The organism is Roseovarius sp. EC-HK134 (assembly GCF_902498815.1).
Lineage (GTDB): Bacteria > Pseudomonadota > Alphaproteobacteria > Rhodobacterales > Rhodobacteraceae > Roseovarius > Roseovarius mucosus_A.
The window spans coordinates 120549-135550 of the sequence record NZ_LR701542.1 but is presented as its reverse complement, the minus strand read 5'-3'; the positions used below and the strand labels follow the sequence as shown (position 1 = coordinate 135550).

Here is a 15002-nt window from a genome sequence, read left to right as displayed (position 1 = left end):
TTGCGCTATGAAATGCGCCATTCCCCCCCAAACTGTCAACGCGACCTCCCCGCTCCGACCGCATCGCGCCGTGAATGTGACGCAGAAACCACACCCTTTTCGCAGAGGCCTTTTAAACAAGGCGCATCGCTCAGCCCTGTTGGTCCTCCAGCACTTTTCTTGCCGCCCGAAAACATTCAAGCGCTTGCGGCACACCACAATAAATTCCGACAACATGGATAATGGCGCGGATTTCCTCGGGGGTGACCCCGTTGTTAATGGCCCCCCGGCAATGCAATTCCCACTCATGCATCTTACCCAGAGCGCCCAGCATGGCCAAATTCATCATGCTACGGGTCTTGGGGGGAATCACCTCGTCGCCCCAGCCAAAACCCCAGCACCAAGCGGTCATCGCCTCTTGAAACGGGCGGGTAAAGTCATCGGCGGCCTCCAGACTGCGCTCGACATACTCCGCGCCCAGCGTCGCCTTGCGCTGCTCCAGCCCTTTCAGAAAGAGGTCCTCGTCAAATGCGCTCATCTCATGCTCCTTTTCCCGCCTGCCAATCTTCGACACGGTCCACCACCTGCCGATACCACAGATTCGCAGCCCGCAGGAAATGCGGGCGCTCCCCCGGATGCAGCCAGCTTCGGCTAAGCGGCGTGGCACTATAGGCCGTTGCCCCCCGCGCATCGCCAATCGCCTGATACGCGGCCTTTGATCCCAGCCACGGTGCCATCACCGTGCCCGACCCAGAGAACCCCATCGCGTAATGCACGCCCTCATCATGGCCCACATGCGGCATATGCGAGAAACTATAGCCGGTAAAACCCTGCCACGAATGGCTCAGCTTGACGCCCGCCAGATCGGGCCAAATCCCCACCATAACCTCATAGAGCTGCGCCGCCGCTGCCTCTGGCCCCATTTCGGCCATCGACGCGCGCCCACCGAACAGCACCCGGCGACCATCCGGCGAGATGCGGAAATAGCTGTGCCGCGCCCGCGTCTCGACCATCATCCGCCGCCCCGGCGCGATATGGCCGATCAGGTTCGACGGTAATTCCTCGGTCGCGATGATATAAGACGGCAGCGGAAACACCCGCGCCATATGCCAGCGAAACGGTCGGCGGGTGTAGCCATTCGTGGTCAGCACAACCTTGCCCGCGCGGATCACCCCTTTGGCGGTCTGCACCCGGTAGCCCGCCCCTTCTGCCTCGCGCGCTGTCACCGCTGCATGGGGAACCACCGGCACCCCGCGCCTCCGCACGGCTTGCAACAGACCCTGATGAAACTTGGCCGGATGGATTGCGCCATGCTCCGGAAAGAGCAGCCCACCGTGATATTTGTCGGTCGTGATCTCCTGCCCCAGATCGGCACGCTCTATAAGGCGCACCTGCACTTGGGATTTTTCGCCAACAACCTTGGCCATACGACGCTGATTGGCAAAATGCGCGGGCGTATAGGCCAGTTGCACCCGCCCCGTGTTCTGGAAATCGCAGTCAATCCCCTCGCGCGCGATCAAGTCTTTGGCCCAGTCGAGCGCGGGCTTGGCCTCGGCAAAGAGTGCATTGGCAACTCCAGCCCCAAACTTCGCCTCCAACTCGCCCCAGCCCAGACGGGGATGTGCACCGAACATGCCGCCGTTGCGCGTCGAGGCCCCATGCCCCGGCTCTGCCGCGTCAACCACCACCACCCGCGCCCCGGCATCATGCGCCGCAATAGCCGCCGACAATCCGGCATAGCCCGCACCGACCACCAGCACATCACAGGTGTCGGGCAGGTCCTCGCCCGCCTCGGTCGCGCTCAGCGCCGACCACCAATACGGCGTGCCGAGATTGGCCTCTCGTGCCCATTCGATCCGCATTCCACTCTCCTGATCTCGCACCGTCATGGCGCAGCTGTGGACCTTACAAAATCCGCTTCATTTCGTAAGGAGTGTAAGATCAAAATCGCAGCGAAAGACAAGACATCCCGCCATCGAGCTTGGCACATTCGCTGTTGTCGATCTCGACCACCTCATAGCCATGCGCCGTCAGCATCTCGGCCGTGCGCGGAAACCCGGCGGCCATGATCACCAGAGTGTTGAACCGAATACAGTTACTCGCCGCTTCCTCGCCCTCAGGCACTTCGAGCACGTCATATCCGTCAAAACAGCCCGACACCGCCAGCCGGCGCGTGCTCAGGATCGTCTCGGGCCCGACCAAACCGCAATCGGTCTTGAAATGCAAAACCCCGGCTGGGGTCTCGACCAATCGCAAAACATATCCATATTCGCGCACAATATCAGAGAGTTGCGCCACCCCCTCGCGATTGGTCCGGGCCGACAATCCCACCAGAATCTCACGCCCCGTCACCAGAATATCGCCCCCCTCAATGGTGCCGGGCGCGGTAATCGTGGCGATCTTGTCGCCATAAAATCCCGCAATCGCCGGGCGCATCTCGGCCACCTCGCCCATCCGCGTGGGCGCACCGGGGCGCATGGCGATGGCCAATTCGGGCAGGCAAAGCATTGTATCTTCTACGAAAACTGCGTCGGGATAATCCTCCAGCGGGGGCAGTTCAACCACCTCGGCCCCGGTGCTGCGCAGGGTCGCCACATAGGCGGCATGCGCCTCCAGCATCCGCGCCAGGTCCGGCGTGCCAATATCTTCAGCCCGCAACCCACTCACAATGCTCCGGCCCGGTTTGCGGGTGATCGCCCGGCGGAATTCATAGCTGGAATTCATCATCTAACCCTCTGTTTATATTATATTTCAGGCGATCTTGACGCGCCGCGCATTGGCATGGGCCACGATCCGGTCAATCGCTTGGGCAAAGGGCGCATCCTCCACCGTCAGCGCCAACCGCACCCAAGTGTCCAGCGTCTTGCCGAAGGACGCACCGGGCATCACCGCCACGCCGGTTTTCTCTAATAGATCACAGGCATAGCTTTCGCCATCCAGCCCCGTCGCGGCAATATCCACCATCGCGAACATCCCCGCCTCGGGGCGATGCACCCGCAATGCCGTCTCGCGCTCCAACCGCGCGGCCAACAATTCCGCCCGCGCTGCAAACCTCTGCCGCATGCCTGCTGCCACATCCGATCCCTCGCGCACCGCCTGTTCGGTCATATCCGCGATAAACGGTTGATTTCCAAAGAGCATCGTTTCGGACAGGGCCAACAGATTGGCGGTAAACTCCAGCGATCCAACACACCAACCACTGCGAAATCCCGGGGCGGCGTGGCTCTTGGAAATTGACGACACCGCCACAACCCGTTCCGCCAAATCCGGATCGGACAGCGGCGAGACAAATTCTGACCCCTCAAACACCAGATCCTCATAGACCTCATCCGAAATGATCCAGAGGTCATGCTCGACCGCCAACCGCCCCGACGCCGCAATATCCTCACGGGTCAGAATCGCCCCTGTGGGATTATGCGGCGTGGTCAATAAAATCGCGCGTGTTCTAGGGGTTATGCGCGCAGCCACATCTGCCGCCGCCATCCGAAAGCCATTCTCAGGCCGCAGCGGCACCGGCACCATCGCAGCCCCCGTGGCGCGAATGACGCCCTCATAGGTGGCATACATCGGATCGCCCACCAGCACCTCGGCCCCCTCTTCGGCCACCGCCATCATCACTGCGTAGAGCGCGGTTTGCGTCCCCGGAAAGCACATCACCTGATCGGGATGAAAGGCGCGGCCCCTGTTTTTGCTGTATTTTTCCGCCAAGGCCGCCCGCAACCCCGGCTCACCGCGCCCGTCCGAATAGCCGGTGCGCCCCGCCTTCATCGCGGCATAAGCAGCGTCCTTCAGACGTTCAGGCGTTGGCACATCCGGCTCGCCAATCGTCAGGCGGATCACGTCGCGGCCCGCGCGCGCCATGTCCTTGGCCCGCGCATGCACTTCCCACTTGGCCCCGCCAAGACCGGCAAGCCGTTCATTTATCGAGGAAAATCTCATGTCTTCGCCGCCTCTTCCAAATCCAGTTGCAAAATCGCCCCCACCGCCGTCAGGGCTATTCCGATCAGTTCATCAGGCTCAAACGCCTCGGGCAGCGCGCCCCCTTCCAGCCAGAGCCCGTCAATCACCGCGTTGCAGGCAATCGCCAAGCGCCGCGACTGCCCTGCGTCCGGCACACGCCCCGCTTCCTCCAGCGCCGCCACGATCAACCGCTCCAGCCGGTCGCGAAAATCGTGATAGGTGCGCGCATGCACCGCGCGCATCCGCGCATCCTGCCGCACATGATTGAGAAACCCGGCCCAAAGCCCGACCGACGCCGCATCCACCACCGGCGGCGTAACCGAGGCCACCACCAGCGCCGCCAGCCGCGCGCCTGCCGTGCAGCACTCTGCAACCCCAGCAAAGGTCTGCTCGGTCAGCCCCGCCATATGCGCAAGATACGCCTCCTGCACCAACTCATCCTTGGTGGAAAAGTAATGCCGGATAAGGCCTTGGGTCACATCCGCGCGTTCTGCGATGGCCCGTACCGTGGCCCCACGCACGCCCTGTTCCGCGATCAGATCAAGTGTCGCCATGACCAGCGCCTGACGACGGCTGTCGGCCCCCTCGCGCCTGAATTTACGGCGTTCTCCAGTCATGGGCACCTCCATCCTCAGCGCGGTCAATTATACGCTTGCATAATTACGACTCTTCCGCCTTACTACAAGCCGAAAAGTGCCAATGCCGGAGACATGCCCGTGACAGCAGAGCCCCGACAATCCCCCGCGCCCGCCCCAGAAGGGACCGCGATCATTGTCGACGACCTGCACAAATCCTTTGGCGCGCTCGAAGTGCTAAAAGGCGTGTCACTGACCGCGCAAAAGGGCGATGTGGTGGCGATCATAGGTGGGTCGGGATCGGGCAAATCGACCATGCTGCGCTGTATCAACTTTCTGGAAACCCCCACCTCGGGCCGGATTGTCGTCAATGGCGAGGAAATCGCCATGCGCGCGGATGGTAGCCCCGCCGACCGCCGCCAGATCGAGCGTCTTCGCACCCGGCTTGGCATGGTGTTTCAGGCTTTCAATCTCTGGACGCATCGCACCCTCCTTGAAAACGTCATCGAAGTGCCGGTGCATGTACTAAAAACCCCGAAAAAACAGGCGATTGAACGCGCGCGCGCGCTGCTTGACCGGGTGGGGCTTGGCGACAAGGCCGATACCTTTCCCGCCTTCCTGTCCGGTGGCCAGCAGCAGCGCGCGGCCATCGCGCGCGCGCTTGCGGTCGATCCCGCCGTGATGCTGTTCGATGAACCCACCAGTGCGCTTGACCCCGAATTGGTGGGCGAAGTGCTCAGCGTGATCCGCGATCTCGCCGCCGAAGGGCGCACCATGCTGATCGTCACGCATGAAATGAAATTCGCCCGCGAGGTGGCCAGCCATGTGGTCTATCTCTACCAAGGCCGGATCGAGGAAGAAGGCCCCCCCGAGCGCGTCTTTGGCGCGCCGCAATCGGCCCGCCTCAAGCAATTCCTGCAAACCGTCGGATAAGACGGGGCAGATCAAACCAACCAACAAGGGAGACTGACATGACACTCAAAACCATCCTCGCCGCCGCGACGCTCGCGGCCCTCGGCACCGGGCTTGCCGCGCAAGAGGTCAAGATCGGCATCGCCGCCGAACCCTATCCGCCCTTCGCCTCGCTCGACAGCTCGGGCACATGGGTCGGCTGGGAGGTCGATGTGATCGACGCCGTCTGCAAAGCCGCAGACCTCACCTGCGTGATCACCCCCGTGGCATGGGATGGGATCATCCCCTCGCTGACCGGCGGGCAAATCGACGCCATCATGGCCTCCATGTCGATCACCGAAGAGCGGATGAAAACCATCGACTTTTCCGACCCTTACTACAACACACCGACCGTGGTCGTGGCCGACAAATCGCTCGATCTAGAGGCCACCCCCGAAGGTCTGAAAGGCAAGATCCTCGGCGTGCAGGCCTCGACGATCCATCAGGCCTACGCGCAGGAATACTTCAAGGACGCCGCTGAAATCCGCATCTATCAGACACAGGACGAGGCCAATCAAGATCTGGTCGCAGGCCGGATCGACGCCACGCAGGCCGACAGCATCGCCATGGCGGATTTCGTCGCCACAGACGCCGGTGCCTGCTGCGAGATCAAGGGCAATGTCGCCGATGATCCCGCCATTCTGGGCCTGGGCGTGGGGGCCGGCGTGCGCAAAGGCGAGGACGCCCTGCGCGAGGCGCTCAACAAGGGCATCGCCGCCATTCTGGCCGATGGCACCCATGCGGAGATCACCGCGCGCTACTTCAATGCCAGCATCTACTAAGCACGTTGGAGGCGCTGCTTGACACATTGGGGCTGGCGGAAACCGCCAGCCTCCTCGCGCTTGAACCTCCGGGATGGGGGGCCAACCTCTTGCGCGGGCTGGCCAATTCGCTTCAAATCGCACTTGGCGCTTTTGGCTTTGGCCTTGTGATCGGGCTGGCCGGTGCCTATGGCAAGCTCTACGGCGGACCTCTCTTGCGTGATCTTCTGGCGATCTACACAACGGTCATTCGTGCCGTGCCGGAACTGGTACTGATCCTGATCCTTTATTACGTCGGCTCTGACCTTATAAATCAGGCCGCCATCGCCATGGGCTATGGCCGGATTGAGATCAGCGGCGTCGTCGCGGGCATCTGGGTCTTGGGCGTGGTGCAAGGGGCCTATGCCACCGAGGTGTTGCGCGGCGCCATTCAGGCGATCCCACCGGGGCAACTAGAGGCCGCGCGCGCCTTTGGCATGCCGCCGCTGATGACGCTACGCCGCGTGACCATCCCCGCGATGATGAGCTTTGCCACACCGGGGCTGGCCAATCTCTGGCTCATCGCCACCAAGGACACGGCCCTCCTGGCCATCGTGGGCTTTAGCGAATTGACCCTCGAAACCCGGCAGGCAGCGGGCAGCACACGGGCCTATTTCACCTTTTTCCTCGCGGCAGGCGCGCTCTACCTGCTTGTCACTCTCTTTTCCGGTGCGATCTTTGCCCGGATCGAAAAATGGGCGCGGCGCGGTCAACCCTCCTTGCGCGAGGGTGGGCGATGAGCGATCTGCGCGCCCTTCTGATCCCGCGCCGCCTGTTCCTCATGGCGCTCTTCGCCGGGTTCGTGATCTGGTGCGCGCTCTCGCTACGATGGGACTGGCTGCCGCAATACCTGCCTCTGGCGCTAGAGGGGCTGTGGCGCACGATCTGGATCTTGGTGGTGACGGTGGTGCTGGGCTTTGCGCTTGCCGTGCCGCTTGGTCTGGCACAGGCGGCGGGGCCTTGGTATCTGGCAGCACCCGCGCGCCTCTTCTGCACCATCATTCGCGGCACGCCCCTTCTCCTGCAAATCTGGCTGCTCTATTACGGGCTAGGCTCTCTCTTCCCGCAATACCCGTGGATCAGAGGGTCCGAGCTTTGGCCCTATCTGCGGCAGGCATGGCCCTATGCCGTTCTGGCACTCACCCTATCCTACGCAGGCTATGAGGGCGAGGTCATGCGCGGCGGCTTTGCCAGTGTGCAAAAAGGCCAGCTAGAGGCCGCGCGCGCCTTTGGCATGCCGCGCTTCACGATCTTTCGCCGCATTTGGCTGCCGCAGGCCATCCGCAATGTGCTGCCCACCTTGGGGGGCGAAACCATCCTGCAACTCAAGGCAACGCCGCTGGTGGCAACCATCACCGTGATCGAGATTTATTCGGTCTCCAGCCGCGTGCGCGCCGATACCTTTATCGTCTACGAGCCGCTTTTGCTGCTTGCCCTTGTCTATATGATCATTGCGGGCCTCATCGCGCTGATGTTCCGCTGGATCGAAAATCGCGTGCCCTCGCGTCCCCGCCACGGCTGATATCGTCTCATCCCCCATCGGGATGTGACGACAGGCGTAATCCATGCTATCTTGGTCTCACGGCAACGCCACGGCGCGACGCCCAAACTTCGGCATCCGCGCCCCGATAAGGGAGGCCAGAATGACCAAGACCATCGGCAATCCACTCACATGGCTGGCGGGCACCACCGCAAGCGCGGGGCGCGGTGCCTCAGACGCCACAGGTGCCCTGCGCAGCGAGGTTACCACCCCACCCGACGTGCGCACCCTCAGTCACGATGACCTGCGCGACGCCCTGCGCAAAGGGCTGGCCGATTTCGTGGCCCTGCGCAGTGACGTGTTCTTTCTCATCGCCATCTATCCGCTGATCGGCATCACACTGGCGCTTAGCGCCTTTCATTCAGCCAATCTGCACCTGCTTTTTCCGCTGGCAGCCGGGTTCACCCTGCTCGGCCCGGTGATCGGCACCGGGCTTTATGAAATGAGCCGACAGCGTGAAACCGGTCAGGCCACCGGCTGGGGCACAGCGCTGCGCGCCCTGCGCGCGCATGTTCTGGGGCCTGTTCTGGTGCTGGGGGTCTACCTGATGGGGATTTTCATCGTCTGGATGTTCGCCGCGAAATATATCTACGACCTCACCCTCGGGCCACTGCCCCCGACCAGCCTCATGGGCTTTGCACAGGATGTGCTGACCACCGCTGCGGGCTGGCAGATGATCGTCTTGGGCATGGCCGCAGGCTTTGTCTTTGCCGCCGCCGTGCTGGTGCTCAGCCTGATTTCATTCCCGATGCTGATCGATAGGCGCGTGGGCCTGCCCGTGGCGGTCATGACCTCTGTCGCGGTGGCCCGGCGCAATCCTCGCATCGTCGCCACATGGGGGCTGATCGTGGCCGGCAGCATGACCCTTGGGATGCTGCCCGCCTTCTTGGGTCTGGTGATCGTGCTGCCGGTCTTGGGGCACGCAACGTGGCATCTCTACCGCGCCGCCGTGCCCAATGATGGCTAGCCCGCCTCGGCCAGCCGCGCCACGTACCGCGCCAGCGTATCAATCTCGAGGTTGACCATATCCCCCATGGCCACATCGCCCCAGGTGGTCACGGATTTGGTATGCGGGATGAAGTTGATCCCGAAATCGCAGCCCTCAACCTCATTGACGGTCAGCGAGGTGCCGTTGAGGGCAACCGACCCTTTGGGTGCAATGAAGCGCGCCAAGGCTTGCGGCGCGCGCAGCGTGACACGGGTGCTGTCGCCCTCATCGCGCAAACCCACCACTTCGGCCAACCCGTCGATATGGCCCGACACGATATGCCCGCCCAATTCGTCGCCCACCCGCAGCGCCCGCTCCAGATTGACCCGCCGCCCCTCAGCCCAACCCGACAGGTTGGTTTTTGATAGGGTTTCGGCGGAAATATCCACATCGAACCAACCGGCCCCTAGCGCCACGACCGTCAGGCACACGCCGTCGCAGGCAATAGACGCGCCGATGTCGATCCGGCCGGTATCATAGCCGGTGCCGATCCGCGCGCGCAGGTCGCCCCGATGCTCGACCGCCTCGATGCGCCCCACATCGGTAATGATGCCCGTGAACATTGACCGCCCTCCTTTTGCTCTGCCGTGACCCCTACCGCCCCCACCGCCGCCAGACAAGAGACCGCAGCGATAGGGGCTTATTTTCGCCCGATTTTTGCAGTAAAAAGCGTGACCGAGCGCAAAGGCAAGAGACACCGCCATGACGGGCCTGACCGGCAAGAACCGCGCGTTTCTGTTTCTTCAGGGACCGCACGGGCCTTTCTTCTACAAACTCGGGCAGATGCTGCGCCGGGCAGGGGCGGATGTCTGGCGCGTGGGTTTCAATGCCGGGGATCAGGCGTTCTGGCGCGAGCGCGCAAGTTTTCTGCCCTTTCTCGGTCAGGCCGAGGATTGGCCCGCGACCTTGGCCACCATTCTCGACGACAAACGTATCACCGATCTTGTGCTCTATGGCGATACCCGGCCCATTCACGCCCAAGCCGTCGCCATGGCCCGCGGGCGCGGCCTCACGATCCATGTCTTCGAAGAAGGCTATATGCGCCCCTATTGGGTGACCTATGAGCGCGGCGGCACCAACGGCAATTCCCGCCTGATGGAAATGAGCGTGCCCGAGATGCGGCAGGCGCTGGAAAACTCGGACATGGACACCGCCCTGCCCCCTGCCAGTTGGGGTGACATGCGCCAGCATGTGTTCTACGGCGCGCTCTATCACGGATTTGTTCTCTTTCTGAACCGCCGCTATCGCCATTTCCGCCCGCACCGTGCGCTGACCGTGGGACAGGAATTCAAACTCTACCTCAAACGTCTGGTCCTGATGCCAATTCAGGCAATCGAGCGACGCCTGACCACATGGCGGGTGCGCACCGGTGGCTTCCCCTATCACATCGCCCTTCTGCAACTGGAACATGACGCCTCTTTTCAGGCGCATTCGCCGTTTTCCACAATGACCGAGTTTCTGGAAACCGTGATTGACGGCTTTGCACGTGGCGCGCCACCGCATCACCATCTGGTGATCAAGGCACATCCGCTAGAGGATGGCCGCGCCCCCATTCGCAGCGAATTGCGCCGCCTAGTGCGGGCCTATGACCTGCGCGGGCGGGTGCATTACCTGCGTGGCGGCAAGCTGGCAAAACTCTTGGACGAGGCGCGCTCTGCCGTGACCGTCAACTCCACAGCAGCACAACAGGTGCTCTGGCGGGGCATTCCACTGCGCACCTTTGGTCAGGCGGTCTATGCCAAACCTCAATTCGTCTCGACCAAACCCTTGGCCGATTTCTTTGCCGGAGCAGAGCGCCCAGACCGTCGCGCCTATGCCGATTACCGGCGATTTCTGCTGGAAACCAGCCAGATTGCGGGTGGCTTCTATTCCTCCTCGGGGCGTCGACAGTTGCTGCGTCAGGCGGTCGACATGATGCTTGCCCCCGAAGACCCCTATGATGCGCTGCGCTCTGGCACCGCGGCCCCTCGGCAACAGTTGCGCGTCATCACATAGGCGCAAGCAATTGAAACGCTGGATTTTCACAAGTTTGTTCGCTAGCGTAATCAAAAAAGACCCGAGGCAGAACAAAAACAGGTCGAGGAGACCGAGCAGTGACATCCCGACACACCCGATGGGCGCGCCCTATCGCGCTATTGCTTATGGCATCTCTTGTGGCCGGATGCGGCTTGCCGCGCGTGGGCCCAACCAAACGTGAAATCTACGCCGGATCGGTCCAGAAACAGGGCGACTCCTTTGTCGTGACGGTGAATGACAGGGTGACCCGCGCGACCGCCGTGCAACCGGCGCTTGGCTTTACCGAACAATTCCAAAACGCTGGCCTGCTTGGGTCTGACCTCATCAGCCCCGGTGACACGCTGGGCCTCACGATCTGGGAAAACGTCGATGACGGGCTTTTGGCGGGCGAAGCAACCAACCAGACAACCCTTGGCGAAGTGCAGGTAGACGGCTCTGGCTTCATCTTTGTCCCCTACGCAGGCCGGATCAAGGCCGCAGGCAACACACCCGAAGGTGTCCGCCGGGTCATCACCGAGAAACTCGAACAGCAAACCCCCGATCCGCAGGTCGAGGTGCGCCGTTTGGCTGGCAATGGCTCGACAGTGGCAATCAGCGGCGCTGTCAGCGGTCAGGGCGTCTATCCGATCGAGGCCCCCACGCGCACCCTCTCGGCCATGATCGCCTCGGCAGGTGGCATCGCGATCCCGCCAGAAGTGGCACAGATCACCGTGATCCGGGGCGATCAACGCTCCAAGGTTTGGTTTCAGGACCTGTTCAAATACCCGCAATTCGATATCGCCCTGCGCGGCGGTGACCGCATCTTGGTCGAGGCCGATACCCGCGCCTATACCGCCCTTGGGGCAACCGGTGCGCAATCGCGCGTGACGTTCGAAACCCAAACTCTCAGCGCGCTTGAGGCCATTGCACAGGTGGGTGGCCTTTCGACCGCTGCGGCCGATCCCACCGGCGTCTTTGTGCTGCGCAACGAACCGATGGAAATCGCCAATCAGGTTCTAGGCCGCAACGATCTTCAGGGCGCGCAACGTCTGGTCTATGTGCTTGACCTGACCAAGCCCAACGGCTTGTTTCTGGCGCGCGACTTTTCGATCCGTGACGACGACACAATCTATGTGACCGAGGCACCGTTCACGCAATGGTCCAAGGTCATCGGCGCCTTCACCGGCACGCTTGGCGCGGTTGGATCGGTATCAACGGCGTCCTCAACGCTCTCGGGCGACTTTTGAGCCAGCCCTCTGACGGGCAACCCGCTGGCGAGGCTCGGGCCTCCCGGCGGGTTTTCTATTTCAACGGCGGGTTTCTCTGGCAACGCCGCCTGCGCCGCATCCTGACATTGGCGGGCTATGACCTCAGCCTTGGGCAACCCGGCACCGAGGATTTGATTGCCGTCTGGGGTCGCAGCCCCTATGCCGCGCGCGGCGAGGGGATGGCGGCCCGCACTGGTGCCGGTCTGCTGCGGATCGAGGATGCCTTTCTACGCTCACTCCAGCCGGGGCGCAGCGGCGCGCCGCCGCTTGGTCTGGTGATCGACCGACGCGGCATCTATTTCGACAGCCGCCACCCTTCGGATCTCGAGCATCTGCTGGCCACGCACCCGCTCGACGATACGGCTTTGCTGAACCGCGCCCGCAGCGGCATGGCGCGCCTGCAAGAGGCGCATCTAAGCAAATACAGTGCCTTCGACCCGCAAACGCCCTGCCCCGATCCGGGCTATGTGCTGGTGATCGACCAGACCCGCGGCGATGCCTCGGTCACGCATGGCGGGGCCGATGCCAACACCTTCCGCGAGATGCTCTATTGGGCACAAGAGGATCACCCCGGCGCGCGGATCGTGATCAAGACCCATCCCGAAACCGCCGCAGGCCACCGCCCCGGCTATTTCACCGCCAAGGACGAGAGCGCGCGCATCCGCCTTTTGTCCGATCCGGTCAGCCCATGGGCGCTGATGGAAGGGGCCATCGCGGTCTATTGCGTCACCTCGCAAATGGGGTTCGAGGCCATTCTGGCCGGACACCGCCCAAATGTCTTTGGCCAGCCGTTCTATGCGGGCTGGGGCCTTAGCGAGGATCGCCATCCCCTGCCCCTGACCCGCCGGGGCCGCAACCTCACGCGCGCGCAGCTCTTTGCCGGCGCGATGCTGCTCTATCCCACATGGTATGACCCCTACCGCGACCGGCTCTGCGATCTGGATCAGGCAATTTCGACACAAGAGGCCGAAACACGGGCTTGGCGCGAGGATCACGCCGGATGGCAGGCCCATGGCATGCGCCTGTGGAAACGCGCGCCGCTCCAAGGCTTCTTTGGCACGCATCGGCGGGTGGTCTTTGGCGGCACGCCCCAGCCCGACCGCCGCGTCATGGTCTGGGCCTCACAGGCCGACACAGCCCCAGAAGGGGCCGTGCGCATCGAGGACGGATTCTTGCGCTCGCGCGGGCTCGGTGCCGATCTTATCCCCCCCCTGTCGCTCGTCTGTGACGATCTGGGCATCTACTATGATCCCACGCGCGAAAGCCGGTTAGAACGCCTGATCGCCACCCGCACCCGCCTGCGCCCCGATCAAGAACGCCGCGCCGAGGCACTGATCGCAGCACTGACCCGCCATGACCTCAGCAAATACAACCTTGGCCAATCGGTGCCCGACCTGCCCGAGGGGCGGCGTATCCTCGTGCCCGGTCAGGTCGAAGATGATGCCTCGATCCGCCTTGGGGCTGGGGCGATCACCAGCAATCTCGCCCTCTTGCACGCCGCACGCGCCGCCAACCCGGATGCCGTGATCCTGTACAAACCCCATCCCGATGTCGAAGCAGGGCTGCGCCCCGGCGCCGTGCCACCGGATGCCGCCCGCGACCTCGCCGATCTCATCCTCGATCACACCGATCCCGCCCGCGTGCTCAGCATGGTTAACGAGGTCTGGACCATGACCTCGCTCTTGGGGTTCGAGGCGCTCTTGCGCGGGGTGCGCGTTACCACAACCGGCGCGCCCTTTTATGCCGGATGGGGCCTGACCCGTGATCTGGGCGACATCCCGGCGCGACGCAGCGCACGGCCTTCGCTGCCCGGTCTTGTGCATGCGGCACTCATTGATTACCCGCGCTACCGCGATCCCGTGACCGGGCGACCATGCCCGGTCGAGGTGGTTGTCGAACGGCTGGCGCATGGCCCCCTACCCCGGCCCGGCCCGGCCAACCGCTTGCTCGCCAAGCTGCAAGGCGCGCTCGCCTCACATGCGGCTTGGTGGCGCTGAGCAGCGCGCTTACTGCGGCTCCGCGTCCAATAGTACAACCTCAACCCGGCGATTGCGTTCACGCCCCTCTGGGCTGGTGTTTGAGGCAATCGGGGACAGATAGCCGATCCCATGCGCTTCAACCTGCGCCGGGGACACGCCATGTTGCTCGACCAAAAGGTTCAAAACCGCCTCGGCGCGGGCGCGCGAAAGGGCGCTGTTCTGCTCCAGCCCCCCAATGCTATCGCTATGCCCGACTAGGGCCACCCGTGTCTCTGGCGACGCCGTCAAAAACTCCGCCAAGGTCACAAGACTGCGATAGGGACCAGCCCCAAGTGCATTGTCCCCCAGGCCAAAATCCAATCCCTCCAGCACAGCATGCCCCTGCGTTTGCAACGCCTGCACCAGATCAACGCGCGGCAGCGCTTCGCGCTCCTCCGCCGGAATGGGCTGCACGGTGTAGCCTTCGGCCAGCGTTGTCACCTCCAGAACTTGCACATAGCCTGTGCGCCCACTCTGACTGACGATAAGTGCGGCATGCTCCTGCGTCGCGCCCATGCCCCGTCGCAGCAACAGATAGCGATAGTCGAAGAGATCAAGAAACATGTCCGGCGCGGGCAGTGTTGGCAGGGCAAAGCGGAAATCAAAGCCGCCACAGTCCAGAGCCTCGCACGCAAACACCGCCTCCCAGCCCGCGCCCTCCAACTGATCGCGCAATGGCGTCAGAAGTTGCAGCGTCGTGACCCCCTGCACCGGCATCCGCCAAGCCCGGCTGACAATACGCCCCTCAAGCCGCAAGTTTGGCACATCCGTCCCCGAATGCGGCCCCGTCGGCAGGCGCACCGTATCCGCCTCTCGGATCACCTCGAGCGTCTGGCTGGCCCCCGCAGGCAGGGTCAGATCAACCGCAACCGCCGGGCCGCCCGCCAGAAAACTCCATAGCAAAAAAGGGATAACGCGCCGCATCAGA

The 15002-nt window shown here is 63.0% G+C and carries 15 protein-coding genes; 8 read left to right on the top strand and 7 right to left on the bottom strand.

Annotated elements, in window-relative coordinates; translation table 11 throughout:
• Window positions 1-130: 130 nt before the first annotated feature.
• The 5 genes from GC127_RS01965 to GC127_RS01945 all read right to left on the bottom strand — a co-directional run bounded on the left by GC127_RS01965 (window position 131) and on the right by GC127_RS01945 (window position 4556).
• Complete coding sequence (locus GC127_RS01965) at window positions 131-517, bottom strand: carboxymuconolactone decarboxylase family protein (RefSeq protein WP_008280695.1); 387 nt, start codon at window positions 515-517, stop codon at window positions 131-133.
• A gap of 1 nt (window position 518) precedes the next feature.
• Entirely contained in the window at window positions 519-1841 is a 1323-nt protein-coding gene (locus GC127_RS01960; RefSeq protein WP_151976163.1) for an FAD-binding oxidoreductase, read from the bottom strand.
• Window positions 1842-1920: 79 nt separating this feature from the next.
• The gene (locus tag GC127_RS01955) at window positions 1921-2706 is read right to left on the bottom strand and encodes a dimethylarginine dimethylaminohydrolase family protein (protein WP_151976164.1); all 786 of its coding nucleotides are present in this window, start codon (window positions 2704-2706) and stop codon (window positions 1921-1923) included.
• Window positions 2707-2730: 24 nt separating this feature from the next.
• Window positions 2731-3918 carry a pyridoxal phosphate-dependent aminotransferase gene (locus GC127_RS01950; RefSeq protein ID WP_151976165.1) on the bottom strand — a complete coding sequence of 396 codons (1188 nt, stop codon included), beginning with the start codon at window positions 3916-3918 and terminating at the stop codon, window positions 2731-2733.
• The gene (locus tag GC127_RS01945) at window positions 3915-4556 is read right to left on the bottom strand and encodes a TetR/AcrR family transcriptional regulator (RefSeq protein ID WP_254699963.1); all 642 of its coding nucleotides are present in this window, start codon (window positions 4554-4556) and stop codon (window positions 3915-3917) included. The genes GC127_RS01950 and GC127_RS01945 overlap by 4 nt, the downstream gene beginning before the upstream one ends.
• A gap of 93 nt (window positions 4557-4649) precedes the next feature.
• On the opposite strand from GC127_RS01945, the gene GC127_RS01940 reads away from it, so the two are divergent.
• From GC127_RS01940 to GC127_RS01920, 5 genes are all read left to right on the top strand, one after another.
• On the top strand, window positions 4650-5447 hold the full coding sequence (locus tag GC127_RS01940; RefSeq protein WP_151976166.1) for an ABC transporter ATP-binding protein: 798 nt from the start codon (window positions 4650-4652) through the stop codon (window positions 5445-5447).
• Window positions 5448-5485: 38 nt separating this feature from the next.
• Window positions 5486-6247: a transporter substrate-binding domain-containing protein gene (locus GC127_RS01935; protein WP_008280701.1), complete on the top strand. Its 762-nt coding sequence runs from the start codon at window positions 5486-5488 to the stop codon at window positions 6245-6247.
• Between the two features lie 5 nt (window positions 6248-6252).
• The gene (locus GC127_RS01930) at window positions 6253-7005 is read left to right on the top strand and encodes an ABC transporter permease (protein ID WP_008280702.1); all 753 of its coding nucleotides are present in this window, start codon (window positions 6253-6255) and stop codon (window positions 7003-7005) included.
• Window positions 7002-7787 (top strand): ABC transporter permease, encoded by a 786-nt coding sequence (locus GC127_RS01925; RefSeq protein WP_037297564.1) that lies wholly within the window; start codon window positions 7002-7004, stop codon window positions 7785-7787. The genes GC127_RS01930 and GC127_RS01925 overlap by 4 nt, the downstream gene beginning before the upstream one ends.
• A 121-nt stretch (window positions 7788-7908) precedes the next feature.
• Entirely contained in the window at window positions 7909-8772 is an 864-nt protein-coding gene (locus GC127_RS01920) for a DUF2189 domain-containing protein (RefSeq protein WP_151976167.1), read from the top strand.
• Here the strand turns inward: GC127_RS01920 and GC127_RS01915 are convergent.
• Window positions 8769-9356 carry a riboflavin synthase gene (locus GC127_RS01915; protein WP_008280706.1) on the bottom strand — a complete coding sequence of 196 codons (588 nt, stop codon included), beginning with the start codon at window positions 9354-9356 and terminating at the stop codon, window positions 8769-8771. The genes GC127_RS01920 and GC127_RS01915 overlap by 4 nt on opposite strands.
• 139 nt (window positions 9357-9495) lie before the next feature.
• Between GC127_RS01915 and GC127_RS01910 the strand changes: the two genes are divergently transcribed.
• The 3 genes from GC127_RS01910 to GC127_RS01900 all read left to right on the top strand — a co-directional run bounded on the left by GC127_RS01910 (window position 9496) and on the right by GC127_RS01900 (window position 14053).
• Complete coding sequence (locus GC127_RS01910) at window positions 9496-10788, top strand: capsule biosynthesis protein (protein ID WP_151976168.1); 1293 nt, start codon at window positions 9496-9498, stop codon at window positions 10786-10788.
• Window positions 10789-10934: 146 nt separating this feature from the next.
• Complete coding sequence (locus GC127_RS01905) at window positions 10935-12035, top strand: polysaccharide biosynthesis/export family protein (protein ID WP_008280708.1); 1101 nt, start codon at window positions 10935-10937, stop codon at window positions 12033-12035.
• Window positions 12032-14053: a capsular polysaccharide biosynthesis protein gene (locus GC127_RS01900; protein WP_151976169.1), complete on the top strand. Its 2022-nt coding sequence runs from the start codon at window positions 12032-12034 to the stop codon at window positions 14051-14053. The genes GC127_RS01905 and GC127_RS01900 overlap by 4 nt, the downstream gene beginning before the upstream one ends.
• A gap of 9 nt (window positions 14054-14062) precedes the next feature.
• Here GC127_RS01900 and GC127_RS01895 read toward each other — a convergent pair whose 3' ends face one another.
• Window positions 14063-14998: an OmpA family protein gene (locus GC127_RS01895; protein ID WP_151976170.1), complete on the bottom strand. Its 936-nt coding sequence runs from the start codon at window positions 14996-14998 to the stop codon at window positions 14063-14065.
• Between the last annotated feature and the right edge of the window lie 4 nt (window positions 14999-15002).

Excerpts from the sequence above, each read along its gene's own strand:
- GC127_RS01965 (WP_008280695.1), bottom strand. The coding sequence starts at position 517 with ATGAGCGCATTTGACGAGGACCTCTTTCTGAAAGGGCTGGAGCAGCGC.
- GC127_RS01960 (WP_151976163.1), bottom strand. The coding sequence starts at position 1,841 with ATGCGGATCGAATGGGCACGAGAGGCCAATCTCGGCACGCCGTATTGG.
- GC127_RS01955 (WP_151976164.1), bottom strand. The coding sequence starts at position 2,706 with ATGATGAATTCCAGCTATGAATTCCGCCGGGCGATCACCCGCAAACCG.
- GC127_RS01950 (WP_151976165.1), bottom strand. The coding sequence starts at position 3,918 with ATGAGATTTTCCTCGATAAATGAACGGCTTGCCGGTCTTGGCGGGGCC.
- GC127_RS01945 (WP_254699963.1), bottom strand. The coding sequence starts at position 4,556 with ATGACTGGAGAACGCCGTAAATTCAGGCGCGAGGGGGCCGACAGCCGT.
- GC127_RS01940 (WP_151976166.1), top strand. The coding sequence starts at position 4,650 with ATGCCCGTGACAGCAGAGCCCCGACAATCCCCCGCGCCCGCCCCAGAA.
- GC127_RS01935 (WP_008280701.1), top strand. The coding sequence starts at position 5,486 with ATGACACTCAAAACCATCCTCGCCGCCGCGACGCTCGCGGCCCTCGGC.
- GC127_RS01925 (WP_037297564.1), top strand. The coding sequence starts at position 7,002 with ATGAGCGATCTGCGCGCCCTTCTGATCCCGCGCCGCCTGTTCCTCATG.
- GC127_RS01920 (WP_151976167.1), top strand. The coding sequence starts at position 7,909 with ATGACCAAGACCATCGGCAATCCACTCACATGGCTGGCGGGCACCACC.
- GC127_RS01915 (WP_008280706.1), bottom strand. The coding sequence starts at position 9,356 with ATGTTCACGGGCATCATTACCGATGTGGGGCGCATCGAGGCGGTCGAG.
- GC127_RS01910 (WP_151976168.1), top strand. The coding sequence starts at position 9,496 with ATGACGGGCCTGACCGGCAAGAACCGCGCGTTTCTGTTTCTTCAGGGA.
- GC127_RS01905 (WP_008280708.1), top strand. The coding sequence starts at position 10,935 with ATGGCATCTCTTGTGGCCGGATGCGGCTTGCCGCGCGTGGGCCCAACC.
- GC127_RS01895 (WP_151976170.1), bottom strand. The coding sequence starts at position 14,998 with ATGCGGCGCGTTATCCCTTTTTTGCTATGGAGTTTTCTGGCGGGCGGC.